The organism is Burkholderia sp. BCC1996 (assembly GCF_905339955.1).
Lineage (GTDB): Bacteria > Pseudomonadota > Gammaproteobacteria > Burkholderiales > Burkholderiaceae > Burkholderia.
This window is the reverse complement of sequence record NZ_CAJPHM010000074.1, coordinates 1-1628: the sequence shown is the minus strand read 5'-3', so window position 1 is coordinate 1628 and position 1628 is coordinate 1. Positions and strand designations below refer to the sequence as shown.

The window sequence follows — 1628 nt, the reverse complement described above, 5'->3', positions numbered from 1 at the left end:
GGTTGACCTCCTGCGATTCGGTGCGGGCACCCTTGAGGATGCCGGCCCGTGGAGAGAAGTTGAAGAACATCGGCAGTGTCGCGGCACCGATCGCACCGGCGTCGGCGCCGAACGAGCCGCGCACGAGCGTCGGCGTGCCGCGCGCTTCCGGCGCGGTGGCGACGAGCGCCGCGCGCAGGCGGGTCGTCACCGCATCGAGCAGGCCGGCGTCGGTATCGGCGTCGAGCACGACCACCGGCGCATCGACGACGCACAGCACCGCACGCAATGCCGGCGCGAGCGCGTCGACACAGTCGTCGATCCATTCGTCGACCGCCGGCAGGCCACGCGCGATACAGGCCTCGAGATCGGCGCGGTTCTCGACCGTCTCGCCGTGATGGCGCAGGTGGCGCACGAGCGCGTGCAGCGATGCGCGGGCGAGCAGGATGTCCCACGGGCCGCGGGGCGGCGGCGCGGACGCCAGCCGGCTCGGCGGCACCGGAATCACGGCGATGTCGCCGGCATTGCCGGTCACGCCGCGCAGGCAGTCGCCGTCGATCGCGATGCCGCCGCCGATCGCGGGACCGATGAACAGGTACACGAAATCGTCGCACTGCCGGCCGTACCCGTAGAACAGTTCGGCGATCGCGGCCGCGTTGCCGTCGTTTTCGCCGAACACGGGCAGCGACAGCGTGCGCCCGAGGTCGCTCGCGAAGTCGACGTCTTCCCACGCGCGGAACGTGTCGGGTGCGAGGCCGAGTTCGCGCATCCACGCGCCGAGGTTGTACGGCTGGGCGACGCCGACACCCGTCAGGCGCGCGCGCTCATGCGTGGGGAGCAGGTCCTGCATCGCATCGATGTCGCGCCGCACGATGTCGAGCACGTCGGCGGGCGGGGGGAGCAGGCAGTCGTGGGAGCGGCGGCCGAGCACGTCGCCCGCGAAATTGACGAGCGCCGTCTCGATGCGCATCCGGTCGAGATGGACGCCGATGCCGAACGCGCCGCGCGGATCGAGGCGGATCAGCGACGCCGGCTGGCCGCGCTGGCCCTCGGTGCGGCCGGCGGATTCGATCAGCTTCGCGTCGGCGAGCGACGCGATGATGCCGCCGACAGCCGCGCTCGTCATGTTCGCGAGACGCGCGAGGTCGGCCTTCGACGCGCTGCCCACGCGGCGCAGCGTCTTCAGCAGCAGGCGCTCGTTGTAACGGCGCACGTTGGCCGAATTGCTGCCCTGACCGAAGTGCGGGCTTCGCATGGCGTCTCCTTCCATGTTGCGTCGAACGTCGACGCATTAAATAAATCATGTTGATTTATTTAACCGCGTGAGCGCTGGCATGTCAGCCTAGGGAAATCCCGGTTTTGTTCCGGGACGAAGGAGGGGTCTGGGTTGTCGCGGGCGGGTGGCCACCGCGGCGTGCAGCGGGACCGGCGATGTCGAATTCGCGCGATGGATCGCGGCCGGCGCGCGCTCTCGGCGGATCGCCGGCCGGACTGTCTCGTCGCGCAAGCCGGGGGGGCGATTTGTCCTGATGCGCAGGTGGCGAAGGAAGGATGGCGCGTCATGCGCGTCACCGGCGACGGTATTGGGCGCTGCGTGAACCTGGTATCGATTCGGCGCCGGAAATGAAAAAAGGCCGGCTAAAAGCCGA

1 protein-coding gene is annotated in these 1628 nt (G+C 69.5%); it reads right to left on the bottom strand.

The genetic code is table 11. From position 1 onward, the window contains the following. A partial coding sequence (locus U4Z64_RS37215; RefSeq protein WP_321804523.1) for an ROK family transcriptional regulator occupies positions 1 to 1234 on the bottom strand: 1234 nt, incomplete at its 3' end. Positions 1235 to 1628 lie beyond the last annotated feature (394 nt).